Below are 24,549 nucleotides of genomic sequence, written 5' to 3' on the forward strand. Positions count from 1 at the left end.
GCCCGCTCCCACGCATGAATGCGGGCTGCGCGGCAGCTGGCCCGGGATTTGCTGAAGATGATTGATCAAGGCCATCAACGCCGATGGCCGCTTTTCATCACGACGAAGGCGCCGTGTTGCCCCGCTTGCCCAGTGCAGGCGGGGCAGCCGGCGCCTTTGTCGTTTCATCAGCAGGAGATCGCCGATGAGCAGCAGCCAGGTACGCAGCGTTTGCCCGTATTGCGGGGTGGGGTGCGGCATCGTCATGAACGTGAGCGACGGCCAGGTGGTGAAGGTCAGCGGCGACAAGCAGCACCCGAGCAATTTCGGCCGCCTGTGCACCAAAGGCCTGACCGCCCACGTGCCACTGAGCGCCGGGCGCATGGCCCAGGCCTTCGTATGCCGCCAGCGCAACCAGCAACCGATACGCAGTGGCATGGATCAGGCCATCGCCGAGGCCGCCGCGCGGCTACGTGCGATCATCGACGCGCACGGGCCGGACGCCGTGGCCCTGTATGTGTCCGGGCAGATGTCGCTGGAGGCCCAGTACCTGGCCAACAAACTGGCCAAGGGTTTTATCCGCACCCGCCATATCGAGTCCAACTCGCGCCTGTGCATGGCCAGCGCCGGCAGTGGCTACAAGCAATCACTGGGCGCCGACGGCCCGCCGGGCAGCTACCAGGATTTCGAGCGCGCCGAGGTGTTCCTGGTGATCGGCGCGAACATGGCCGACTGCCACCCGATCCTGTTCCTGCGCCTGCTCGACCGGGTCAAGGCCGGGGCCAAGCTGATCGTCGTCGACCCCCGGCGCAGTGCCACCGCCGACAAGGCCGACCTGTTCCTGCAACTGCGCCCAGGCAGCGACCTGGCGCTGCTCAACGGCCTGCTGCACCTGCTGCACGCCAACGGCCACACTGATCCCGATTTCATCGCCCGGCACACCGAGGGCTGGGATGAGCTGCCGGCATTCCTGGCCGACTACACGCCCGCACGCGTGGCCGCCATTACCGGCCTGAGCGAGGCCGACATCATTGAAGCCGCACGCCTGATCGGCGCTGCCGGCGAGTGGATGAGCTGCTGGACCATGGGCCTGAACCAGAGCATCCACGGCACCTGGCACAGCAATGCGCTGTGCAACCTGCACCTGGCCACCGGCGCCATCTGCCGCCCCGGCAGCGGTCCGTTCTCCTTGACCGGCCAGCCCAATGCCATGGGCGGGCGCGAGATGGGCTACATGGGCCCGGGGCTGCCCGGCCAGCGCTCGGCCCAGGTCGCGGCTGATCGCGCCTTCGTCGAGCAGCAATGGCAACTGCCGCCCGGCAGTCTGCGCAGCGAAGGCGGCGAGGGCACCGTGGCGCTGTTCGAGCAGATGAAGACCGGCGAGGTAAAGGCCTGCTGGATCATCTGCTGCAACCCGGTGGCCAGCGTCGCCAACCGCCAGCAAGTGATCGACGGTCTGGGCCAGGCTGAGCTGGTGATCAGCCAGGATGCCTTTCTCGACAGCGAAACCAACCGCCATGCCGACATCCTTTTGCCCGCCGCACTATGGGCCGAAGGTGAAGGCGTGATGATCAACAGCGAACGCAACCTCACGCTGATGCCGCGTGCCGTCGCGGCCCCCGGCGAAAGCCTGGAGGACTGGCGGATCATTGCCCGCATCGCTTGCGCCATGGGTTACGCCGAGGCGTTCGACTACCCCGATGCCGAGGCCGTGTACGAGGAAATCCGCCGTTTCTGGAACCCTGCCACCGGCTACGACCTGCGCGGCATCGGCTACGCCGAGCTACGCGAGAGCCCACGCCAGTGGCCCTGTGCCCCTGGGCAAAGCGGCGATCGCAGCCCGTTGCGTTACCGCAATGACGGCCTCAGCCAGCACCTGTTGCGTGACGCGCAAGGCGAGCGGCCGGCGCTGGCCTTCCCCACGCCCAGCGGCAAGGCGCGATTTTTCGCCCGGCCCTGGCTGCCGCCGGCCGAGCTGCCGGACGACGCCTATCCCTTCGTGCTCAACACCGGCCGTGTGCAGCACCAATGGCACACCCTGACCAAGACCGGCAAGGTACCCAGCCTGAACAAGCTGGAGCCCGGCCCCTTCGTCGAGATCCACCCCGATGACGCCCGACGCCTGGGTATCGCCGACCAGGATCTAGTGGCCATCCGCTCTCGCCGTGGCCAGGCGCTGCTGCCGGCGCGGCTCAGTGACCGCGTGTTGCCCGGCGGCTGCTTTGCGCCGTTCCACTGGAATGACCTTTACGGCGAGCAACTGGCGATCAACGCGGTGACCTGCGATGCGGTCGACCCCACCTCGCTGCAACCGGCCTTCAAGCACTGCGCCGTGGCCCTGGAGCGGGTTGCCGGCGAACGTATCGAAGCCCTCGACCTGACCACTGCCACGCCTTCGGAGCCTGCCACCATGCCGACCGCCACCCTGTCCCGCCTGCTGGGCCTTGACGCACTGCCGGCCCCGGTGCTGGCCGAAGACGAACGCCACTACCTGCAGGGCTTCCTGCTGGGGCTGGGCCAGGCGCGTAGCGAAGGCGTGCCGAGCCTGCCGGCCAGCGCACCACTGGCGCCGGCCCGCCGGTTGTTCGTCGATGGCCTGTTGGCCGGGCTTTTCGCCCAACCTGCGCCAGTACCGCTGGTGATCGATGCCGCGCCATGCCATCACGTGCTCTGGGCCTCGCAGACCGGCACGGGCGAGGCCCTGGCCGAGCGCTGCGCCCTGCACCTGCGCGAGGCCGGGCTGGCGGTGCAACTTAGCTGCATGGAGACGGTGACGCCTGCCCAGTTGCAGGGCGCCGCCAGCGTGTTGCTGATCGCCAGCACATTCGGTGATGGCGAGGCTCCGGACAGTGGCGCGGCGTTCTGGCAGGCGTTGCAGGGCGAGGCGGGCGAGCATTGCGCGGCACTGCCTTTTGCGGTGCTGGCGCTGGGCGATTCGAGTTACGACCAGTTCTGCGGGTTCGGTCGCAAGCTCGACCAGCGCCTTGCCGAGTTGGGCGGGCGGCGCCTGCTGGCGCGGGTCGATTGCGAGCCGGACCATGAACAGGCCTTTGCAGCCTGGTTGGCGGCGCTGCTGCCCGAGCTGGGCAGTGCTGCGCCGGCCTGCGTCGAGCCCGAGCCGGTAAAAAACTACAGCAAGCAGCAGCCTTGGCTGGCGCCAGTGCTGGAGAACCGACTGCTCAGCGGCCCTGGCTCGACCAAGGAAACCCGCCAGGTGGTGTTCGACCTGAGCGGCAGCGGCTTCACCTATCAGCCCGGCGATGCCTTGGGCGTGTGGCCGCGCAACTGCCCGGCGCTGGTCAGCGAACTGCTGGCCCTGATGCAGCTCGATGGCCAGACCCAGGTCGAGCTCAAGGGGCACGCACCGATGTCTCTGGCCGTGGCCCTGGAGCGGCACCTGGAAATCGCCCGGGTTACACCGCAGCAGCTTGAAGTGTTCAGCCAGACGGCCGGGGCGTTGCGCGATCTGCTGCAGGACAAAACCGAATTGAAGCATTGGCTGTGGGGCCGCCAGCTAGCCGACGTGCTGCGCGAATACCCCCAGCAGTTGCCGCTGGCGACCTGGCTGACGCTGCTCAAACCGCTGCAGCCACGCCTGTACTCGATCAGTTCCAGCCCCGCCGCGCACCCTGGGCAGGTGCACCTGACCCTGTCCACCGTGCGCTACGGCGAGCGCAAAGGGGTCTGCTCGACGTTCCTTGCCGACCGGGCCCAGGCACTGGAAGTAGCGATCTTCCCGCAACCGTCCAAACACTTTCGCTTGCCCGAGGACGATAGCCTGCCGATCATCATGATCGGCCCCGGTACCGGGGTGGCGCCGTTTCGCGCGTTTCTCCAGGAGCGTGAGGCGCGCGCGGCCAGCGGGGGCAACTGGCTGTTCTTCGGCGAGCAGCAGGCGGCCTGCGATTTCTATTACCGCGAGCAACTGGAGGCCTGGCAGGCCAGTGGGCACCTGCGCCTGAGTACGGCGTTTTCCCGCGATCAGGCCGAGAAGATCTATGTGCAGCAGCGCATGCTGGAACACGGCGCCGAGCTGTGGCAGTGGCTGCAGGCGGGGGCGTACCTGTACATCTGTGGCGATGCCCAGCGCATGGCCAAGGATGTGGATACGGCGCTGCGCCAGTTGGTGGCCGAGCAGGGCGGCATGGATGCGGCGGCGGCGGATGCCTATGTCGAGACGCTGGGGCGCGACAAGCGTTATCGGCGGGATGTGTATTGAGTGCCCCGCGTTGGGGAGCGGTGCACCTTGACTGTGCATTTGGGGGTTGCCTGTACCGGCCTCTTCGCGGGTAAACCCGCTCCTACAGGAGCAGTGCAGGCCCTATGGGAGCGGGTTTACCCGCGAAGAGGCCAGTGAAGCAACCTGACATGAAGGTCTTGGCACAGTCTCTGCTTTGACAGATTCACAACAGCCCCACTGATCAACGGCGATCAACCCAGGGGCCTCACATTGATGAGTACAGGCAAAGGCGCCTGGAGCTTACGCTCCAGGCGCCTTTTTGTTTTCCGTGATCGAGGAACAGCTATGAAGGCAACAGCGAACGGCGCACAACGGGCACGACTGGTCATCGTCGGCAACGGCATGGTCGGCCACCACTGTGTCGAACAACTGATCGGGCAGGGCGCACTCGAGCGCTTCGAGCTGCATGTGTTCGGTGAAGAGCGCCAGCGTGCCTACGACCGGGTACACCTGTCGGAGTACTTCGCTGGTAGCTGCGCCGAAACCCTGGCCCTGTGCGGGCAGGGCTATTACGGCGACCACGGCGTGCACCTGCACCTGGGCGAGGCGGTGCTGCAGATTGACCGTGAGCGCTGCGAGGTAGTCACGGCCGAAGGCCGTTACGGCTACGACCAGCTGGTGCTGGCCACTGGTTCCTACCCGTTCGTGCCGCCGGTCGAGGGCTGCAGTGGCAACGCCCGCCTGGTCTACCGCACCCTCGATGACCTCGATGCGATCCGCGCCGCCGCCAGCGACGCCCGCCGTGGCGTTGTGGTCGGCGGTGGCCTGCTGGGGCTGGAAGCGGCCAACGCCCTCAAGTCGCTGGGGCTGCAAGCCCATGTGGTGGAGTTCGCGCCCCGGCTGATGCCGGTGCAATTGGACATCGACGGTGGCGCGGCACTCAAGGCGCAGATCGAAGCGCTGGGCGTGGGCGTGCACCTGTCCCGCGCCACCCAGTCGGTGACTGCCGGTGAAGACTACCGCTACCGCATGAACTTCGACGGCGGCGAGCACCTGGAAACCGACCTGATCGTGTTCTCTGCCGGTATCCGCCCGCAGGATGCCCTGGGCAGGGCCAGCGGCCTGGAGATCGCCGCCCGGGGTGGTGTGGTGATCGACAATCATTGCCGCACCAGCGACCCGAATATTTTCGCCATCGGCGAGTGCGCCTCGTGGAACGGCAGCGTGTTCGGCCTGGTCGCCCCGGGCTACGCCATGGCGCGCAACCTGGCGGCGCTGCTGATGGGGGCGGCAGCCGGCGAATTCACCGGTGCCGACATGTCGACCAAGCTCAAGCTGCTGGGGGTGGATGTCGGCTCCATCGGCGATGCCCACGGCGCCACGCCGGGCGCGCGCAGCTACCGCTTCATCGACGAGGCCAACGCCAGCTACCGCCGGCTGGTGGTGGACGCCAGCGGCAAGCACGTGATCGGCGCGGTGCTGGTGGGCGACAACAGCTATTACGACACCCTGCTGCAATACGCCCAGAACGGCATCAAACTGCCGGCCGACCCGGCCGCGCTGATCCTGCCCCAGGGCGGCGGCGCGCCGGCGCTGGGCGCCGATGCACTGCCCGACAGCGCGACCATCTGTTCGTGCCACAACGTCAGCAAGGGCGCGGTGTGCGCGGCCATCGACAGCGGCTGCGCCGACCTGGCGGCGGTCAAGAGCTGCACCAAGGCCACCAGCGGTTGCGGCGGCTGCGCGGCGCTGCTCAAGCAAGTGTTCGAACACGAGCTCACCGCACGCGGCGTGACCGTCGACAAGAGCCTGTGCGAGCACTTCGCCTACACCCGCCAGGAGCTTTACGGCCTGGTGCGGGTCGAGGGCATCCGCAGCTTCCACGAGCTGCTCGAACGCCACGGCAAGGGCCATGTCGGCTGCGACATCTGCAAACCGGCGGTGGGCAACATCCTCGCCTCATGCTGGAACCAGCCGATCATGGACCCGGCGCTGGTGCCGCTGCAGGACACCAACGACACCTTCATGGCCAACATGCAGAAGAACGGCACCTACTCGGTGGTGCCGCGCATCCCCGGCGGCGAGATCACTCCGGAAAAACTCATCGTGATCGGCCAGGTGGCAAAGAAATACGACCTTTACACCAAGATCACCGGCGGCCAGCGCATCGACCTGTTCGGCGCCCAACTGCACGAGCTGCCGCTGATCTGGGGCGAGCTGATCGAGGCCGGGTTCGAGACCGGCCACGCCTACGGCAAGTCGACCCGCACGGTGAAGTCGTGCGTGGGCAGCACCTGGTGCCGCTACGGCGTGCAGGACAGCGTGGCCATGGCCCTGCGCCTGGAGGACCGCTACAAGGGCCTGCGCTCGCCGCACAAGCTCAAGTTCGCGGTGTCTGGCTGCACCCGCGAGTGCGCCGAGGCACAGAGCAAGGACATCGGCGTGATCGCCACCGACAAGGGCTGGAACCTGTACGTGTGCGGCAACGGCGGCATGCGCCCGCGCCACGCCGAGCTGTTCGCCACCGACCTGGACGATGAAACCCTGGTGCGGCTGATCGACCGGGTGCTGATGTTCTACATCCGCACCGCCGACAAGCTGCAGCGCACCTCGGTCTGGCGCGAAGGCCTGGACGGCGGGCTGGACTACCTCAAGCAGGTGATCCTCGACGACAGCCTGGGCCTGGCCGCCGAGCTGGAAGCGCAGATGCAGCATGTGGTCGAGCAGTATGAATGCGAGTGGGCCAACGCCCTGAACGACCCGGAAAAACTCAAGCGCTTCCGCACCTTCGTCAACGACCGGCGCGCCGACCCCGATGTGCACTTCGTTCGCGAGCGCGGCCAGCGCCGGCCTGCTGCAGCGCTGCACCTGATCCCGACCCATGAGGAGGCTGTCTGATGAACCTGTCCAATGCTGCTGTAGCAAACCAATCAAGCTGGCAGGCCGTGTGCCAGGCCGCCGACCTGGTCGCCGATTCCGGCGTGGTGGTATGGCATGAAGGCGAGCAAGTGGCGCTGTTCTACCTGCCCGGGCACGAGCAGGCGCTGTACGCCATCGACAACCGCGACCCGCGCTCGGGGGCCAATATCATCGGCCGCGGGCTGGTGGGCAGCCTGCAGGGCGAGCTGGTGGTGGCGGCGCCGTTGTACAAGCAGCACTTCAGCTTGCAGGACGGGCGTTGCCTGGAGGATGCCGCGCAGCAGTTGCGGGTGTGGCCGGTGCGGGTGGTGGCGGGGCAGGTGGAGATTGGCTTGGGCTGACGGTTTGATCTTGCTTGGGGCGCAGCGCCCCTGGCAACCCCAAGGCATGTGCAATGGATCGGATTACAGAGCATCCCCGCGCAGATACACTGCCGTGCATGAACCTCGACACCCGCATCAAGTTCCGCCACCTGCTGTGCTTCCTGGAGATTGCCCGGCAGGGCAGCCTGGCCCGTGCCGCCGATGTACTTGCCATCAGCCAGCCGGCCATCTCCAAGACCCTCAAGGAGCTGGAAGACCTGCTCGAAGCGCGGCTGTTCGAGCGCACCCACCTGGGCGTCACCCTGACCCCCGCCGGCACCCGTTTCATGCGTTACGCCGGGCCCAGCGTGCAGGCCCTGCGCGATGGCGTGGGCAGTGTGCGTGGCGATGCCAGGACGCCCTCGCAGGTGCGTATTGGTGTGCTGTCGACAGTCGAGGGCCTGCTGATGCCCGAAGTGCTGTGCCGCCTGCACCAGCGCCATGAAGCGCTGGTGATCAGCGTGGTCACCGGGGTCAGCGCGCAATTGCTCGGGCAACTGCGCCTTGGCGAATTGGAGCTGGTGGTCGGGCGCATGACCGACAGCCCGCAGATCCAGGGCCTGTCGTTCGAGCACCTGTACAGCGAATCGATGGCCGTGGTGGTGCGCCCGGGCCACCCGCTGCTGGCCAGCACGCCGGTGGAGTGGGCGCAGGTGGGGGCTTACCCGCTGGTGCTGCCGCCCCAGGGCACCACCATTCGCCAGCACGCCGACAGCCTGTTCGTGCAGTGCGGAATCCCGCTGCCGGCACAACGCCTGGAAACCCTGTCGCTGGCCTTGAGCCGCCGTTACCTGCTGGGCAGCGATGCGCTGTGGGTGGCGCCGCGCGACGCGGTGTTGCTCGACCTGCGCCGCAACGAGCTGGCCGAGCTGGACCTGGGCGTGCGCGAGCCGGGCGGTTCGGTGGGCATCTGCCGCAATGCCGCCGTGCCGCCGAGCCTGCCCGCGCAGTGGGTGTGCGAGGTGCTGCGCGAGGTGGCCGGGCAGTACCGGGACGGCCTGTACCCCTGAGTGGGGCACTGCACGGCCCTGTGCCCTGACATCAGCAGTTTCAATACCGGAACTTATCAGGCTTTCCTGGCTCTTATGCCGGTAGCCATTGGTCGTGGCCGCCTGATAAGCTCGCGGCTTTACCCTGATTTGCCCCTCTGGCGCATGAACAAGGAATCAGCATGAAACAAACTCGTCTGGCGGCTGCGGTTGCCCTGGTAGGTCTGGTGCTGGCGGGCTGCGATGCCCAGACCAGCAGCGTCGAACTCAAGACTCCGGCACAGAAAGCTTCCTACGGTATCGGCCTGAACATGGGCAAGAGCCTGGCTCAGGAAGGCATGGACGACCTGGATTCGAAAGCTGTCGCCCAAGGTATCGAGGACGCGATCGGCAAGAAAGAACAGCGCCTGAAGGACGAAGAGCTGGTCGAGGCCTTCTCCGCCCTGCAGAAGCGCGCCGAAGAACGCCTGGCCAAGGCCAGCGAAGAAGCTGCCGCCACCGGCAAGAAGTTCCTGGAAGAAAACGCCAAGAAGGCCGGCGTGGTCACCACGGCTTCGGGCCTGCAGTACGAAGTGGTGAAGAAGGCCGATGGCCCGCAGCCAAAACCGACTGACGTAGTGACCGTTCACTACGAAGGCAAGCTGATCGATGGCAAGGTGTTCGACAGCTCCGTCGAGCGCGGCGCGCCCATCGACCTGCCGGTCAGCGGCGTGATCCCGGGTTGGGTCGAAGGCCTGCAACTGATGCATGTCGGCGAGAAGTACAAGCTGTACATCCCGGCCGAGCTGGCCTACGGCGCCCAGAGCCCGAGCCCGCTGATCCCGGCCAACTCGGTCCTGGTCTTCGACCTGGAACTGCTGGGCATCAAAGACCCGAGCAAGCAGGACGCCGAACCAGCCCAGTCTGAATAAGCGCATCCTTTGCTGTACAACGACGCCCCGTTTAAACGGGGCGTCGTCGTTTTTGCCGGTGGTTGACGCGAACCGCTGGCGTCCTTCACTGTCGCAAGCAATGCCGTAGGTGGTCCTGCGGCGGGTTGTCGCAAAACGTTTGCGCGATTGAAACGACTGTGTAAAAAACGCCCGATCCGTGCCCGGCCCTTGTCCTGCGGGCACCGAGCGGCGCAAAGGCGGTCCTGTTCACAAGGTTATCCACAATAAATGTGGATAACTGTCCGTTGCTCTGGAGGTTGCATGAGCGCTCCCTGGAATTTCGCCCGTTTTCTGCCGCTTGCCGAGCGCCTGCTCAGCCGTGGCCGTTTGCCGGCACTGTTGTTCGCGGTCGCGCGCAAGGGGCCCAAGCTTGGCCAGTTGCGCGAGGATGTGCGGCTGATGCAGGCCCTGTGCCTGGCCTGGTGGCGCGGCGAGTACCGCGCCGTGAGCCCCAAGGCGCTGGTGACCATCGTTGCGGGGCTGCTGTATTTCGTCAGCCCCCTCGATGCTATCCCCGACTGGTTGCTGGGTGTGGGCCTGCTTGACGATATTGCCGTGCTCGGTTGGGTACTCAAGACCGTGGCCGATGAGCTGAGCCGCTTCAGGGCCTGGCGCGACAGCCAGGCGCCGGAGAAACTGCGGGTGGTCGAGCGCTTGCCGGACACGCCCGAGGCGCTGCGCCTGGAGCGTCCCAACCGCTGAACAAGCAGCGAGCGCACAGACCCCCGAGGTTGGTAATATAATTGGCATAAGCGTTATGCCTAGGGATTACATGCCGTGATCCAACGTCAAGGGGGTTGTATGGGTATTCAGGTCATCAGCCGGGACGGTCAGCCCGAGTACGCAGTGGTTCCCTGGGAGCAGTATCAGGCGCTGCTGGCCGCTGCGGGCCAGGCACCTGCCACGGCGCCCGGCAACAGCGACACTGTCGAAAGCACAACCCAGAGCGCGAGCCTGCGTTCCTTGGACGAGCTGGCGTCGTTGCGTCAGGCCAAGGGCCTGGCCCCCGAGCAACTGGCGCGTACGGTGGGTATCAGCCCGGTTTACCTGGCGATGATCGAGTCCGGCGAGCGCCGCCCTGACGCAGCGATCCTGCGCAGTCTGGCCTGGCACCTGGGCATTGGTGGCTGGAGCGAGCCGTCATGAGCCAGGTCAGGATCAGCCGTCAGCACTGGGAGAGTCTGCTGACCGAGCTCGACCTGGCCCGCCGACAACGCCACCTGCTCACTTACCGTGCATTGCTCGAACGCCTCCAGCTACCCAGCCCGGCCATGCAGACACTGACCGCCGCCCTGGAGTACCTGGCGCTGCTCGACGCCCGTGCCGAGCAGCCGTTGCGCAGTTCGCTGGTGATCAGCCAGGGCGCCAGCCGCCTGCCACGTACCGGTTTTTTCGAGTGCGTAGAGCGGCTGGGCAGGTTCAACGGGCCGGTAGATGGCATGGAGGCGGCGTCGTGGCATGCCTCGGAAGTGGTGCGGGTGTTCGAGTACCGGTATCCGGAAGAGGCGTGAATCGGGTCGGCAGTGCCGGCCCCATCGCTGGCAAGCCAGCTCCCACCAGCGCTGCGCAACTTCTGTGGGAGCGGGTTTACCCGCGAAGCAGGCGGCGCGGTGGTCCGGCACTCCGGTAAACCCGCTCCCACAGGATACGTGCCGCTTGGACGCTTGCTTTCACATGCGCCTGCTCACCTAACAACAGGCGCTTAGATCGCGGGCCCGCTCGCTCTGTTGTTCGGTGATCAGCTTGAGCACGTCGATCACCCGCCCCAGCCCCAGGTAACGGCCGCCCTGGGTAATGATGAACGCATCCTCGATACGCTGTTGCGCACGGCTGGTCAGCAGGCGGCTGACCTGCTGCAGCGATTGTCCACGCTCGACCACCACAAAGTCCGTGCTCATCAGTTGGCTGATGGGCTTGGCTGCCGACAGGTTGCAGCTCGAAGGCTCGAGCAGGGCTTCGTGCAACGCATGGCGGTGGACGATGCCACAGGGCTTGCCCTGTTGGTCCAGTACGGCGAGGGAGTTGAGGTCGGACTGGCCGCGGAAGGCCTCCAACACCTGCTGGGTGGCGGTTTCCAGAGGCACCGCTGGCTGCTGGATGAGCAGGGCGCCAAGGTCGGCGCTGCCTTCGTTCAACGCGCCCGGCCCCAGGGGCGGCAGGATCGCGCATTCACGCGCAGCGCTCTCCTGAGGGCGGCCAAGCAGGTAGCCCTGCAACAGCTCAACGCCCATTTCAGCCAATACCGTCAGCTCTTCCGCCAGCTCAATGCCTTCGGCGATCACCTGGGCACGTGAAGCGCGAGCGATTTGCAGGATCGAACCGACGAACTCGCGCTTGAGCGGGTCCTGGTGGATGCCGTCGATGAAATGGCGGTCGATCTTCACGTAGTCCGGGCGCAGCTCCGACCACAGGCGCAGGCTGGAATAGCCGGCGCCCAGATCATCCAGGGCAATCGAGAAACCCATGTCGCGGTAATGGTGCAGGGCGTTGAACAGCAGCTGGAAGTCTTCGGTGGGCGTCTGCTCGGTCAGTTCGATGACCACCCGGCTGGGCGACAGGCCGACCTGTTCGAGCATCTTCAGGGTGCGCCCGGAAGGGTAGTGCGGTTCAAGCAAGGACTCGGGGGAGACGTTGAGGAACAGCTTGCCCTCAAGGTTCTGCTCGGCAAAACGCCGGCACGCGGTTTCGCGGCACAGCACTTCCAGTTCGCTGAGGCGCCCGGCCTGGCGGGCGATGGCGAACAGGTTCAGTGGCGAATGCAGCGGGCTGTTGGAGGGGCCGCGACTCAAGGCTTCATAGCCGAGAATGCGCCCTTCGGAAAGACAGACGATGGGCTGGAACAGGCAGTGCACGCTACGTTGAGCCAGGATGGCGCTCAGTGCGCTGAGCTGTTCGGTGACGGTCATGGACTGCTTCCTGAATAGAAAAAGGCCGGGCGTTTTCACGCTCGGCCCTTCTATTTCACGACAGCCAGATGACTGTTTGATGACGGCTCACATTATATTGCCATCACCTCAGTGCTTGGCCACCGAAGTGCTCAAGCTCAGGTAGTCGAGCAGGATGCGCCCGGTCTCCGACAGGTAGGCGTCGTCTTCCGGTTTGGTGTCGTCCGGCTCGGCCGGCAGCGCGTCCTCGTCTTCTTTTTTCAGCTCTTTGAGCGGTTCTTCGCCCTTGGCCTTGCGGCGGATGTTCTCCAGCGCCAGCTGCTTGGCCTCGATCTGGTCGTGGCGCGCACGGCGGTCCTGCTCGTTGAGGCTGACGGTCTTCTCGTCCATCAGCTTCTGGGTCAGGGCCAGGCGGTCACGGATGTAGGCAAACTCGGCATCCTTGACGCTGCGCGCTTCATGCTGTGCCTTGAGCTGGGCCAGGTACGGCTTGAACGGGTCGGCCACTGGCTTGACCACCGGGCGGATGGTGTCCCACGGCATGGCTTCGGGCAGGGCGCTCTCACCGATTTCCTTGGTGTCGATGATCGACGGGTAGGCGATGTCCGGCAGCACGCCCTGGTGCTGGGTGCTCTGCCCGGAAACCCGGTAGAACTTGGCCAGCGTCAGCTTGAGCTCGCCATGGTTGAGCGGCTGGATGGTCTGCACGGTGCCCTTGCCGAAGGTCTGGCCACCGATGATCAGTGCGCGGTGATAGTCCTGCATGGCGCCGGCGAAGATCTCCGAGGCCGAGGCCGAGAGGCGGTTGACCAGCAGCGCCAGCGGGCCTTTGTAGAAGGCGCCAGGGTTTTCGTCTTCGAGCACATCCACGCGGCCGTCGCTGTTACGCACCAGCACGGTCGGGCCTTTTTCGATGAACAGGCTGGTCAGCTCGGTGGCTTCCTGCAGCGAGCCACCGCCGTTGTTGCGCAGATCGATCACCACACCGTCGACTTTCTCTTTCTGCAGCTCGGTGAGCAGCTTCTTGACGTCGCGGGTGGTGCTCTTGTAATCCGGGTCGCCGGCGCGATAGGCCTTGAAGTCGAGGTAGAAGGCCGGGATCTCGATGATCCCCAGCTTGTAGTCGCGGCCGTCCTGCTTGAGCTTGAGCACCGACTTCTTCGCCGCCTGCTCTTCGAGCTTGACCGCTTCACGGGTGATCGAGACGATCTTGCTGGTCTGGTCGTTCGGCGCATTGCTCGCCGGGATGACCTCCAGGCGCACCACCGAGCCTTTCGGGCCACGGATCAGCTTGACCACTTCGTCCAGGCGCCAGCCGACCACGTCGACCATTTCCTTGTTGCCTTGCGCCACGCCGATGATCTTGTCGGCCGGGGCCACCTGCTTGGTTTTCGCCGCGGGGCCTGCCGGCACCAGACGCACGATCTTGACCTGGTCATTGTCGCTCTGCAGCACCGCGCCGATACCTTCGAGCGACAGGCTCATGTTGATGTCGAAGTTCTCGGCGTTGTCCGGCGACAGGTAGTTGGTGTGCGGGTCGTACGACTGGGCGAAGGTGTTGATGTAGGCCTGGAAGATGTCTTCGGCACGGGTCTGGTCCAGGCGCGCCAGCTGGTTCTTGTAGCGCTTGGTCAGGGTTTCCTGGATCTGCTTGAAGTCCTTGCCGGCGATCTTCTGGCGCAGCACCTCATCCTTCACGCGTTTGCGCCACAGGTCGTCGAGCTCGGCCGCGTTCTTCATCCACGGGGCGTCCTTGCGGTCGACCAGCAGGTCTTCTTTCACGGTGAAGTCGATCTTGTCGACGCCCTTGTTCAGCTCGGCCAGGGCGAAGTCCAGGCGCTGCTTCACACGGTCCAGGTAGCGCTTGTAGATGGTGAAACCGGGGTCGAGGTTGCCGCTTTTGAGGAAATCGTCGAACTGCGTCTTCCACTTGTCGAACTCGGCGATGTCGGCGGCGGTGAAATAGCTGCGCGCCGGGTCCAGCAGCTTGATGTAGCTGTCATAGATGATGACCGAACGGGCGTCGTCCAGCGGCGGCTTGCTGTAGTGGTGGCGCTTGAGCAGCTCGACCACGTTGAGGCTGGCGACGATTTCGTCACGGTCCGGCTGCAGGCTGTCCCACTTGTTGGCGGCGGCCGCATTGCCACCGAGCGTGAGGCTGCCAAGCCCGATGACAAGGGCGAGGGCGGTGCTGGGGAGGAAATGCTTCATGCTGATTCGACGTGTAGGCAATTGATCACGCATAGTAGGCCGTCTTTTCCGTTCGCCGGTTCCATGAAACCGGGAAAATACTGCAAAAAGCCTGGGACGGTGATCCCAGGCTCAGTCATATGATTCAACTATGGAGGCACTGTGAAGGCATTGCAAGGCGTTGACGGACATGTGGCCTGGGTCGAGGCCGAACGCCCGGCCTGTGACGCAGGGCAGGTGCGCATTCGAGTGGCCGCTGCGGGGCTGAACCGCGCCGACCTGCTGCAAAAGGCCGGCCTTTATCCACCGCCGCCGGGAGCCAGCCCTTACATGGGCCTGGAGTGCGCCGGCATCGTCGAAGAGGTCGGCGCCGGCGCCGACTGGCGCGTCGGTGACCGGGTCTGCGCACTGCTGGCCGGCGGCGGCATGGCCGAAGAAGTGGTGGTCGATGCCCGCCACGTGCTGCCGGTACCCGAAGGCCTGAGCCTTCACGAAGCGGCGGCGATCCCCGAGGTGTACGCCACGGCCTGGCTGAACATCTTCCAGCTGGGTGGCCTCAAGGCCGGCGAGAAGGTGCTGGTGCATGCTGGCGCCAGCGGCGTAGGTTCGGCGGCGATCCAGCTGTGCAAGGCCTTCGGCAACCCGGTCTGGGTCAGCGTCGGCTCTGATGAGCGCCTGGCTTACTGCCAGGACTTGGGTGCGGCGGGCGGTGTGGTGCGCAACGCCAACCTCGACGCGCTGGAGCAGCTCGGGCCGTTCGATGTGATCCTCGATCCGGTCGGTGCCAGCTACGGACCGCTCAACCTCAAGCTGCTGGCCCGCGATGGGCGCTGGGTGATCATCGGCCTGATGGGCGGGCGCAAGGTCGAGCTGGACCTGGCGCTGGTGCTGGGCAAGCGCCTGCAGGTCACTGGGTCGACGCTGCGTAATCGGGACGACGGGTTCAAGGCTGAGCTGCTGCGCGAGCTGGGGCAGCAGGTGTGGCCGCTGTTCGCCGAGGGGCGGTTGTCGGCGCAACTGGTCGATACCTACCCGGTGGAGTTCGCCCAGGCGGCTTATGCCGAGCTTGAGAGCAACCAGGTGTCGGGCAAGCTGGTGCTGGTGATCGATTCGAGCCTGGTGTAAGGCATTCCGGCCTCATCGCCGGCAAGCCGGCTCCCACAGGAACGCCACAGGCTTCGAGGCCGCAGGGGTACATGTGGGAGCCGGCTTGCCGGCGATCGGGTCAGCACAAAGCCTCAGGTCCAGCTGAGGACTGGCCATCCATTTTTATCGGCATGCTCACGCAACACCGCATCCGGGTTCACCACATGCGGATGATCCACCTTCAGCAACAACGGCAAGTCGTTGCGCGAATCGGAATAGAAACTCGCCCCTTCCAGGTTCTCCTGCTCCTGATCCAGCCACTCCAGCAAGCGGGTGATCTTGCCTTCACGGTAGGTCAGCACACCATGGGTCTTGCCGGTGAACACGCCGTTGACCGCCTCCAGCTCAATGGCCAGGTATTCATCCACCCCCAGCCGCGCCGCAATCGGCCCCACCAGATGGGTACCACTCGCGGAAATGATCAGGATGCGGTCGCCACGCTTGCGGTGCTCGGCGATGCAACGGCAGGCATCGCCATAGATGATCGGCTCGATCACGTCCTCGACCCACGGCTCGACCAGGTGCTCCACCTCTTCCAGGGTGCGCCCGGCGATCGGCTCCAGGCTGAACGCCATGTAGTCCTCCATGGCCAGGTGGCCCTTGCCGTAGGCCTCCATCAGTTCATGGTCGCGCTTGAGGAACGCCTTGCCGTCGACCCAGCCCAGCCGGGCCATCTGCTCGCTCCACAGCGACGCGCAGTCGCCGTGGATGAGGGTTTCGTCCAGATCGAAAATTGCCAATGCCATGGGTTGAATCTCCTTAGGCCACTTCCCGTAGCGCCGTGGGGTCGATCGACAAGGATACACGCTGCCCGTCGGCGTGCAGGTCGGCCGCCGAGCGGTTGAGCACGTCCACCACCAGCTCCACGCCGCGCACCTGCACGCGGTAGCGGATGACATTACCGAGCAGGCTGTGGCTGCGTACCTCGCCGTCCAGTTCGCCGTTCACGCCCAGGGTTATGGACTCCGGGCGGATCGCCAGGCGGCTGGCCACCGGGCGCTGCAGCAGGCGGCTGGCACTGTCGGCATCGAGCAGGTTGTAGTTGCCGATGAAGCCCGCGGCGAACAGGTCGACGGGCGCGGTGTAGAGGGTTTCGGCATCGCCGCTCTGGACGATGCGCCCCTGGTTCATCAGGACGATGCGGTCCGACATGGTCAGCGCCTCCTCCTGGTCGTGGGTGACGAAGATGGTGGTCAACCCCAGCTCGCGCTGGATCGCGCGGATTTGCTCGCGCAGGTGCTTGCGAATACGCGCATCCAGCGCCGACAGCGGCTCGTCGAGCAGCAGCAGGCGCGGGCGGGTGACCAGCGAGCGGGCCAGCGCCACGCGCTGGCACTGGCCGCCGGACAACTGGTGCGGGTAGCGCCCGGCAAAGCTGCCCAGCTCGACCAGGTCGAGCACTTCGCGCACCCGTGCCTGGCTTTCATCGGCCTTGACCTTCTGCATGCGCAGGCCAAAGGCGACGTTCTGCTCCACGGTCATGTTGGGGAACAGCGCGTAGCTCTGGAACACCATGCCGATCCCGCGCTTCTGCGGGCTGACCGGCACGATGTCCTGGCCGTCGAGCAGGATACGGCCGCTGTCCACCGGCGTCAGCCCGGCGATGCAACGCAGCAGGGTGGACTTGCCGCAGCCCGAAGGGCCGAGCAGGGTGACGAACTCGCCGCGCTCGATCTGGCAGTCGATGTTTTCGAACACCGGGCTGCCGGCGTAGCTCTTTTGCAGTTTCTGTACGCTGACGAAGCTCATGTCAGGTCTTGTCCTTGTTCAAACGGTTGGCGACCCAGGTCAGCACCAGCACGAAGGCGAAATAGGAGATCACCAGCGCGCTGTTGAAGTGGCCGCTGCTGTTGCGCATGTTGTTCAGGTACACCTGCAGGGTCTCGTAGCGGGTGCCCACCAGCAGGTTGGCGAACACGAACTCGCCGAACAGGAACGAAAACGACAGCAGCAACGCCACCATCAGACCCTTGCGCAGGTTGGGCAGCACCACCAGGAACGCGGCCTGCCAGGTGCTGGCCCCGAGCAGTTGTGCGGCGTCCATCAGGTCGCGCAGGTTGATCGCCTGCAGGTTGTTGGTGATGGCCCGGTACATGAACGGCAGGGCGACGGTGAAGTAGCAGCCGATCAGGATCCACGGCGTACCGACCATGGCCATCGGCCCGCTGCCGTACAGCTGCAGCAGGCCCACGGCCGACACCACCGGCGGCACCGCGAACGGCAGCAGGATCAGCACGTTCATCAGCGCGTCGAGTTTCGGGAAGTGGTAGTGCACCACGAACAACAGCGGCAGGATCAGCACCACCGACAGCAGCAGCGCACCCACGCACACCAGCAGCGACTGGCCGAAGGCGGCGAGAAAGCGCGGTTCGCTCCACAGCGCGATGAACCACTTGAAGGTCAGGCCGCTGGGCAACAGGGTTGCCGACCAGCTGGTGGCCAGCGAGTAGAGCAGGGTGCCGGCCAGCGGCAGCAGCAGAATCAGGAACAGCAGGTACACCACCAGCTTGTGGTAGAGCCCGGCGGCGTTTTTTTCAGCGCGCATGGTAGCTCCTCTTGAGCAGCCACTGATGGACCACCGTGACCAGGGTCATCAGCCCCACCAGCACCATGGCCAGGGCGCTGGCCAGGTTCGGATCGAGGCTGATGTCGCCGGCTACAAGGCCGGCGATGCGGATCGGCAGCACGTTGAAGTTGCCGGTGGTCAGGGCGTAGACCGTGGCGTAGGCGCCCAGGGCGTTGGCCAGCAGGATGACGAAGGTGCCGAGCAGGGCAGGGGTGAGCACCGGCAGGCCGATATGCCGCCAGAACTGCCAGTGGTTGGCCCCCAGCAATGCCGCGGATTCGCGCCAGTCTTCGCGCAGGGCATCGAAGGCAGGGTAGAGCAGCAGCACGCCCAGCGGGATCTGGAAGTAGGTGTACACCAGGATCAGCCCGGTCTTGGAGTAGATGCTGAAGTCACCGAGCAGGCCCATCTGCTTGAGCAGCAAGGTCAGCGCGCCGTTGAAGCCCAGCAGGATGATGAAGGCGAATGCCAGCGGCACCCCGGCAAAGTTGCTGGTCATGTTGGCGAAGGCGCTGACGAAGTCGCGCAGTTTCGAATCGACCCGGCGCAGCGAGTAGGCACCCAGGGTCGCGATGATGATGCCGAACAGGCTCGACCAGAAGCTGATCTCCAGGCTGCGTTGCAGCGCCTGCAGGTAGAACTTCGAGGCGAACACCTTGCTGAAGTTGGCCAGGCCCCAGCCGCTTTCGCTTTGCAGGCTGTTGATCGCCACCCAGGCCAGCGGGGCGATCTGGAAGATGATGAAGAACACGGCGAACGGCAACAGCCAGAGCAGGGCCAGGTAGCGGCCACGGGAGCTTGCATTCACTTGAGCAGCTCCCGGCAGACGGTCTTGTCATGGGCCGCGCCCAGCAGCTCGCAGATGGTGCCGCACAGCTCGGTTTGCAGCGGTTTGGCTGCGGGGTCCAGGCTGAACCCGTCGCCGAAGACGAACAGCGGCACCTCGCGCTCCTCGGCCAGCAGGCCATTGTGCGAGCGGTCGTTGTTCATGCCGTGGTCGGCGGTGACCAGCACCTGGTAGCCCTCTTCCAGCCAGCGCGGCAGGTAGTCGGCCAGCAGGATGTCGGCGCTGCGCGCGGCGTTGCGGTACTGGCTGCTGTCCAGGCCATGGCGGTGGCCGGCGTCGTCGATGTTCATCGGGTGCACCAGCAGGAAGTTCGGCGCGTGGCGCCGGCGCAGGTATTCGGCGTCGGCCAGCAGGTGCGAATCGGGGTAGTGGTCGGCGTAGTAGAACAGGCCGTGCTGGATCGGCAGCTTGGGCGCGTGGGTGTGGCGGTCGCGCAGCGGGTCGAACGGCGAGCGGTTGTACAGCTCGCTCATCCAGTGGTAGGCCGCCGCCGCAGTGCCCAGCCCGGCCTCGCGGGCGTAGTGGAACACGCTGCGCTGGTTGGACAGGCGATTGACGTTGTTGTGCACGATGCCGCTGTCGATCGGCGGCACGCCGGTGAGGATGCATTCGTAGAGCGGTCGCGACAGCGACGGCAGCTCGCACTCCACGCGATACAGCGCGGCGCGGTCGGCCTCGACGTAGGCGTGCAGGTGGCCCATGGCGTGGTGGGCGACCTGGTGGTTGAGGCCGTCGAGCAGGACCAGGATGACGTTGTGTTGCATGGTGGCTCCAGTCAGATACCGCGTTGCCTTCTTCGCGGGTAAACCCGCTCCCACAGGTATTGCACAAGGCTCAAGGCCTGTGATGTACCTGTGGGAGCGGGTTTACCCGCGAAAGGGTCGGATCAGGCACTACAAAGGCTGGCCCTTTACTCCATCTCGATGATCACTTGCTCCTGCCACTTCTGCGGCAGGGCCTTGGAGGTCGCTTCCCAGGCCGCGGCGTCCTTGATCGGCTGGACAGCCTTGTACTGCTCGTTGGGCAGCAGCTTGGCCTGCACGTCGGCCGGCAGTTTCAGGTGCTCGGCACGGATCGGCCGGGCGTGGCCCTTGGCCAGGTTGATCTGCCCTGCATCGCTGAAGATGTACTCACGCGTCAGCTTGGCCGCGTTCGGGTGCTTGGCGTACTTGTTGATGATGGTGGTGTAGCCGGAAATCACCGAACCATCGGACGGGATCAGCACTTCGAAGCGCTTGGGGTCGATCTGCTCGCGGTAGCTCAGGCCGTTGAAGTCCCACACCACGCCGACTTCGATCTCGCCCTTCTCGATGGTCTGGATAGTCGGGTTGGCCAGCGACAGGCGTTTTTGCTGGGCCAGCTTGGTGAACAGTTGCAGGCCCGGCTCGATGTTCTTCTCGTCGCCCTTGTAGGCGATGGCGGCGGCCAGCACGCCGTTGGCGGCCTGGGCGGCGGTGCCTACGTCACCGATGGCGACCTTGTACTTGCCCTTTTCCAGGTCGTGCCAGCTGGTGGGGCGCTCGCCTTCCTTGACCAGGTCCTTGTTGATGATGAAGGCGATGGTGCCGGTATAGGCCAGCGCCCAGTGGCCGTCCTGGTCCTTGGCCCAGGCCGGGACCTGCTCCCAGGTGCTTGGCTTGTAGGGCTGGGTCACGCCCTTGCTGGTGGCGATCGGGCCGAAGGCGGCACCCACGTCGCCGATGTCGGCGCTGGCGTTTTCCTTCTCGGCATCGAACTTGGCCACTTCCTGGGCCGAGCTCATGTCGGTGTCGCTGTGCTTGAGGCCGTACTTGCTCGCCAGGTCTTCCCAGGTGCCTTTCCAGTTGGCCCAGGCATCGGGCATGCCCACGCTGTTGACCGTGCCTTCCTTGCGGGCGGCATCTTCCAGGGCCTTGAGGTCTTCGGCCATGGCCGTGGTGCAGAACGCGATGGCCGAACCGAGCAGTGACGCCATGAACAACTTTTTCATCCGAAGCTCCTTGGGTGGGTGCCTTGCAATCGTTGTTATGTGGTGAAGCGGTGCCTGCCAACCGTTGGTCTAGGTCAGCAAACCTTGAGCCAAGGTAGGCCGGTTGCGTGACAGTTTGATGTAAGGGACGGGCCGCCAGGGTTCGCCGCAGGCCCTGGCAATACAGCGTAGACCAGATCGAAAGCCTTGATTCACGGGGGCTGGCCCGGATCTGGCAAGCCCCGGCAAAAGCCTTTGTCACAGGATGTTCATCAGCCGTGACTAGGCTTGCACTACGCTCCTTATGCCCTGTTCTGGGGCTGGACTAGTCCAGATAGGTAACCTTTGATGCAAGCGACGCCACCGCGTGCGGTAACAGCCATCTGCCATGCCCTGCAGGAGCAGATCGAACACGGCCTGCTGGCGCCGGGCGGCAAGCTGCCGGCCGAACGCAAGCTCAGCGAGGTGTTCGACACCACCCGCATCACCCTGCGCGAGGCACTGGTGCAGCTGGAGGCCCAGGGCCTGATCTACCGCGAGGAGCGGCGTGGCTGGTTCGTTGCCCCCGAACGGCTGACCTACGACCTGATCGAGCGCAGCCACTTCCATGCGATGGTGCGTGACCAGGGGCGGTTGCCCAGTACCGAGCTGCTGTCGGCGCGGCTGCAACCGGCCCCGGCGGCCATCTGCGCGCGCCTGCGCCTGCCGGCGCTGTCCAGCGTGGTGCGGATCTGTCGTTTGCGGCGGATCGACGGACGGGCGGTGTTGTATGCCGAGCATTACCTCAACCCGAGGTACTTCCCTGGGATTCTCGAACAGGACCTGGCGCAGTCGCTGACCGAGATTTATGGCCGGGAGTACGGCATTCAGTATGGTCAGGTGTGTTTCGAAATTCTGCCGACCGCCTTGCCGGTGGAGGCTGCCAGTGCGCTGAAAGTGTCAGCGGGCAGCCCGGGGCTGCATATCACCCGGGTCAACAGCGATCAGCGTGGGCGCTTGATCGACTGCGACCTGGAGTATTGGCGGCACGATGCGATCCGTATTCGCGCCGAGGCGGGGTAAGGTGAACATCGCGGGGCAAGCCCGCTCCCACGCTGTCGTCATGCTTATCATTGCGTGGGAGCGGGCTTGCCCCGCGAAGCGATCTAGCTGGTAACGTCGCTTCCAGCCATTGCCCCACCGCCCGCCGTCACCACCTGCACCGACAACCGCGGCGTCGCCAAGTCCAGCCCAGCCTCGTCGAGCTGGCGCTTCAACGCCAGGTTGAACGCCCGCGACACCTCCCATTGCTTGATCGGCGCGGTCTTGAACCGCGCCCGCAAGATCGCCGAACCCGACTCGAAACTCTCCACCCCCTGCAGCTCCAGCGGCGACCAGATGTTGCGGCGCATCAACGGGTCGCTGCGCAGCTTCTGGCCGACCTCGCGGACCAAGGTGATGGCCTGGTCGATGTTCATGTTGTGAGGAATCGCCACACGGAAGATGGCGTAGCCGAACTCGCGCGAGTAGTTCTTGATGCTCTTGATCTCGCTGAACGGGATGGTATGCACGATGCCGTCGATGTCGCGCAGGCGCACGGTGCGGATGGTCAGGCCTTCCACGGTGCCGAGATGGCCGCCGACATCCACATAGTCATCGATGGCCAGCGAGTCCTCGATGATGATGAACAGCCCGGTGATCAGGTCGGCGACCAGCGACTGGGCGCCGAAACCGATGGCCAGGCCGATGACCCCGGCACCGGCCAGCAATGGCGTGACGTTCATGCCCATGTTGGCCAGGGCGACGATCACCGCGATGATGAAGATCGCCACGAACATCACGTTGCGGATCAGCGGCATCATGGTCTGTGCGCGGGCGTTGGCCTGGCCCCGGCGCGAGCGCACCAGGGAGTGGTGCACGGCGGTGTCGGCAAGGATCCACACCAGCCAGGCGACGATCAGGGTGCCCGCCAGGCCCAGCAGGCGCAGGCTGATCTCGTGGCCGTCGCCTTCGGCGAAGTCGATCATCGACAGGCCCCACACGCGCAACCCCAACTCGATGAAGGCCAGCCAGATGAGCAGGTGCACCAGGGCATAGCCGAAGTTGCGCAAGCGTTCGGTATACACCGCCTGGCGCTTGTTGGCGCGTTTGGGGTTGGCGGCGTGGCGGCGCACCAGGCCGTTGAGCACCATGCACACCACCACCAGCACCGTGCACATCAGCGATTGGCGCAGGGCGGTGCTGGTGTCGCCGGCGGAGACGAAGGTGGCGAACAGCGAGACCGCTACCAGCAGCAGCGCCGGGATGAACCAGAAACTGCCGAGGATCTCGATGGTGTCGCTGAGGGTGCGTCGGGTCAGGCGTCGGCTCAGCGGCTGGTTGCGGATCAGGTGGGCGATCGGGCGGCGGAAGCGCAGGATGAACAGCCCGGTGCACAACGCGGCGAAGACGTTGGCCAGGGTGGCCAGGCCATGGGCCAGGTGGCTGCCCAGGGCGGTCGTCAGGCGTGGGTCGCTCATCGCCTCGCCGAACGCGGCGAAACTGCCGATCAGCCACAGCGGGCGGAACGCCTGGTGGCGCAGGATGTGCAGGGCGCGGTGGCGGTGCGGGCCGTCGAGCAGCGAGAAGGCGATCACGCAGATCGCCGAGAACAGCGTGCCGACCACCAGCGCATAGGCCAGCACCATGGCCATGGATTTACCCAGCGACGGTGGCAGGGCGAAGCTCAGGTAGACGGTGAACACCAGCGCCACCAGCCACGGCCCGAGCTTGCGCAGGGCAAAGCGGACCAGGTCCCAGGTGCGTGGGTGCTGGGGCAGTTCCTCGGTCAGGCCGAAGCGTACCCGCACCCGGTGGCCGATCCAGTTGAAGGCGTAGGCCAGCAGGCTCCAGACGGCGATGACCGCAGCGAAACCGAAGAGAATGGCCGGCCATTGGTGCACCGGCACCATCAGCGCGGTGAGTTCGTCCTGGGCCTGGCTGATTTCCTGCGCCCAGCGGTTGAACGGGCTGGCGTCACCGCTGAACTGCTTTTCGAAGTCATGCAGGGCGCCACCGATCAGGCCGAGCACACCTTGTTCGACGGTGGGTTGCGATTGTTTGCTGGCGTCGCGCAGCTTTTTCAGGTCGGCCAACAGCTTGGCGCGCTGTTGGTCGTTTTCCAGGTTCTTGATCACCTCGTCCAGCGACTTGCCCAGCGGCTCCGTGGCCTCGGGCTGGGCGGGCGTGCTGGAGCCAAGCAGGCTCGGCAGGCCGGCGGCGTGCACCGGGGTGACGAACAGGAACAGCAGCAGGAACAGGCAACGCAGGAGGGCAGGCACCGGGAAATCTACCTCAGGTCAAACGATTGACCGAGTGTAGAGGTTTATGTGGGCAGTTTCTCCAGGATCTTCCAGCAGGTGAGGCCGAAGATGCCCAAGGTGCCGATCCACATCATCAGCACGCCGATATTGCGCTCGCGCAGGCTGAAACCGATGGTCAGCAGCATGAGAAACCCGAATACCGGGATGAACAGCGACAGGAACGGGGACATGGTGCGGCAATCCTTGTGCTTGATGGGCCATGTATCAAGCATAGCGCTTTGCCAGCGAGGCGGATTGACCGGGGGCAGGTGGTTGCCAATGCGGG

General features: G+C 65.3%; 19 protein-coding genes and 1 pseudogene. 10 read left to right on the forward strand and 10 right to left on the reverse strand.

Annotated elements, in window-relative coordinates; translation table 11 throughout:
- Positions 1-184 precede the first annotated feature (184 nt).
- The 8 genes from RTH46_RS14825 (at position 185) to RTH46_RS14860 (ending at position 10,872) form a co-directional block, all read left to right on the forward strand.
- Positions 185-4,198, forward strand: a complete 4,014-nt coding sequence (locus RTH46_RS14825) for a bifunctional nitrate reductase/sulfite reductase flavoprotein subunit alpha (protein WP_316905986.1) — start codon at positions 185-187, stop codon at positions 4,196-4,198.
- A gap of 306 nt (positions 4,199-4,504) precedes the next feature.
- A complete protein-coding gene (nirB, locus tag RTH46_RS14830) occupies positions 4,505-7,057 on the forward strand; it encodes a nitrite reductase large subunit NirB (protein ID WP_316905987.1) in 2,553 nt (850 codons plus the stop codon).
- On the forward strand, positions 7,057-7,419 hold the full coding sequence (nirD, locus tag RTH46_RS14835) for a nitrite reductase small subunit NirD (protein ID WP_316905988.1): 363 nt from the start codon (positions 7,057-7,059) through the stop codon (positions 7,417-7,419). Before nirB ends, nirD begins: the two co-directional genes overlap by 1 nt.
- A gap of 98 nt (positions 7,420-7,517) precedes the next feature.
- Complete coding sequence (gene pcaQ, locus RTH46_RS14840; protein WP_279847666.1) at positions 7,518-8,450, forward strand: pca operon transcription factor PcaQ; 933 nt, start codon at positions 7,518-7,520, stop codon at positions 8,448-8,450.
- A gap of 161 nt (positions 8,451-8,611) precedes the next feature.
- On the forward strand, positions 8,612-9,340 hold the full coding sequence (locus RTH46_RS14845) for an FKBP-type peptidyl-prolyl cis-trans isomerase (RefSeq protein WP_153787186.1): 729 nt from the start codon (positions 8,612-8,614) through the stop codon (positions 9,338-9,340).
- A gap of 282 nt (positions 9,341-9,622) precedes the next feature.
- Positions 9,623-10,063, forward strand: coding sequence for a YkvA family protein (locus RTH46_RS14850; RefSeq protein WP_110993077.1), 441 nt, complete (start codon positions 9,623-9,625; stop codon positions 10,061-10,063).
- Positions 10,064-10,162: 99 nt separating this feature from the next.
- Entirely contained in the window at positions 10,163-10,507 is a 345-nt protein-coding gene (locus RTH46_RS14855) for a helix-turn-helix transcriptional regulator (protein ID WP_316905989.1), read from the forward strand.
- The gene (locus RTH46_RS14860) at positions 10,504-10,872 is read left to right on the forward strand and encodes a hypothetical protein (RefSeq protein WP_110993079.1); all 369 of its coding nucleotides are present in this window, start codon (positions 10,504-10,506) and stop codon (positions 10,870-10,872) included. Before RTH46_RS14855 ends, RTH46_RS14860 begins: the two co-directional genes overlap by 4 nt.
- A 198-nt stretch (positions 10,873-11,070) precedes the next feature.
- Here RTH46_RS14860 and RTH46_RS14865 read toward each other — a convergent pair.
- A pseudogene (locus RTH46_RS14865) lies at positions 11,071-12,267 on the reverse strand (EAL domain-containing protein); the annotation flags it as partial.
- A gap of 108 nt (positions 12,268-12,375) precedes the next feature.
- Complete coding sequence (locus tag RTH46_RS14870) at positions 12,376-14,457, reverse strand: carboxy terminal-processing peptidase (protein WP_178125820.1); 2,082 nt, start codon at positions 14,455-14,457, stop codon at positions 12,376-12,378.
- A gap of 141 nt (positions 14,458-14,598) precedes the next feature.
- On the opposite strand from RTH46_RS14870, the gene RTH46_RS14875 reads away from it, so the two are divergent.
- Complete coding sequence (locus tag RTH46_RS14875) at positions 14,599-15,561, forward strand: NAD(P)H-quinone oxidoreductase (RefSeq protein WP_153787183.1); 963 nt, start codon at positions 14,599-14,601, stop codon at positions 15,559-15,561.
- Between the two features lie 113 nt (positions 15,562-15,674).
- On the opposite strand, the gene RTH46_RS14880 is transcribed toward RTH46_RS14875, so the two are convergent.
- The 6 genes from RTH46_RS14880 to RTH46_RS14905 form a co-directional block, all read right to left on the reverse strand.
- Complete coding sequence (locus tag RTH46_RS14880; RefSeq protein WP_316905990.1) at positions 15,675-16,328, reverse strand: HAD family hydrolase; 654 nt, start codon at positions 16,326-16,328, stop codon at positions 15,675-15,677.
- A gap of 13 nt (positions 16,329-16,341) precedes the next feature.
- The gene (locus RTH46_RS14885; protein WP_316905991.1) at positions 16,342-17,331 is read right to left on the reverse strand and encodes an ABC transporter ATP-binding protein; all 990 of its coding nucleotides are present in this window, start codon (positions 17,329-17,331) and stop codon (positions 16,342-16,344) included.
- 1 nt (position 17,332) lies between these two features.
- Positions 17,333-18,127, reverse strand: coding sequence for an ABC transporter permease (locus RTH46_RS14890; RefSeq protein WP_316905992.1), 795 nt, complete (start codon positions 18,125-18,127; stop codon positions 17,333-17,335).
- Entirely contained in the window at positions 18,117-18,956 is an 840-nt protein-coding gene (locus RTH46_RS14895; protein ID WP_153787179.1) for an ABC transporter permease, read from the reverse strand. The genes RTH46_RS14890 and RTH46_RS14895 overlap by 11 nt, the downstream gene beginning before the upstream one ends.
- The gene (locus tag RTH46_RS14900) at positions 18,953-19,759 is read right to left on the reverse strand and encodes an alkaline phosphatase family protein (RefSeq protein WP_110996264.1); all 807 of its coding nucleotides are present in this window, start codon (positions 19,757-19,759) and stop codon (positions 18,953-18,955) included. Before RTH46_RS14900 ends, RTH46_RS14895 begins: the two co-directional genes overlap by 4 nt.
- Positions 19,760-19,905: 146 nt before the next feature.
- Positions 19,906-20,964 (reverse strand): ABC transporter substrate-binding protein, encoded by a 1,059-nt coding sequence (locus RTH46_RS14905; protein WP_153787178.1) that lies wholly within the window; start codon positions 20,962-20,964, stop codon positions 19,906-19,908.
- A gap of 327 nt (positions 20,965-21,291) precedes the next feature.
- Between RTH46_RS14905 and RTH46_RS14910 the strand changes: the two genes are divergently transcribed.
- Positions 21,292-22,005 (forward strand): UTRA domain-containing protein, encoded by a 714-nt coding sequence (locus tag RTH46_RS14910; protein ID WP_153787177.1) that lies wholly within the window; start codon positions 21,292-21,294, stop codon positions 22,003-22,005.
- Positions 22,006-22,088: 83 nt separating this feature from the next.
- On the opposite strand, the gene RTH46_RS14915 is transcribed toward RTH46_RS14910, so the two are convergent.
- Both RTH46_RS14915 and RTH46_RS14920 read right to left on the reverse strand, forming a co-directional pair.
- Positions 22,089-24,242, reverse strand: coding sequence for a mechanosensitive ion channel family protein (locus RTH46_RS14915; protein WP_153787176.1), 2,154 nt, complete (start codon positions 24,240-24,242; stop codon positions 22,089-22,091).
- Between the two features lie 44 nt (positions 24,243-24,286).
- Positions 24,287-24,454: a hypothetical protein gene (locus RTH46_RS14920; protein ID WP_167409870.1), complete on the reverse strand. Its 168-nt coding sequence runs from the start codon at positions 24,452-24,454 to the stop codon at positions 24,287-24,289.
- Positions 24,455-24,549 lie beyond the last annotated feature (95 nt).

The sequence above is a fragment of the Pseudomonas sp. zfem004 genome, assembly GCF_032621715.1.
Lineage (GTDB): Bacteria > Pseudomonadota > Gammaproteobacteria > Pseudomonadales > Pseudomonadaceae > Aquipseudomonas > Aquipseudomonas sichuanensis.